Genomic DNA, 240 nt, shown 5'->3' with positions numbered 1-240 from the left:
CTGACTATTCTACGATAATGAATAACGCAGCCAGAACGATATTAACGAAAGTCTGTAAAAATAGACTTTTCCAAATATCATTCTGGCTGTGTTTTGTTTTTGGGCAGAGTGAATGCCTGACTGTAGCCATTATCTTCATTGGCTCAGCTAGAGATAAAAAACCACGCAAACACAAGGTATTGGTTTAAACCTCTTACGATTGCTTGCCATAGGATACCTGAAAAAAACGGACACATCAAG

1 protein-coding gene is annotated in these 240 nt (G+C 38.3%); it reads left to right on the top strand.

Annotated elements, in window-relative coordinates:
* The coding region (locus tag DWY84_RS17575) for a hypothetical protein (protein WP_207665130.1) at positions 1–188 on the top strand (188 nt) is incomplete at its 5' end.
* Positions 189–240 lie beyond the last annotated feature (52 nt).

Origin of the sequence: Clostridium sp. AF27-2AA, assembly GCF_003478505.1 — a bacterium.
Classification (GTDB): Bacteria; Bacillota; Clostridia; order Lachnospirales; family Lachnospiraceae; genus Brotaphodocola.
Note: the sequence above shows the minus strand (reverse complement) of the source record. Positions and strands in the feature narration are given on the sequence as shown.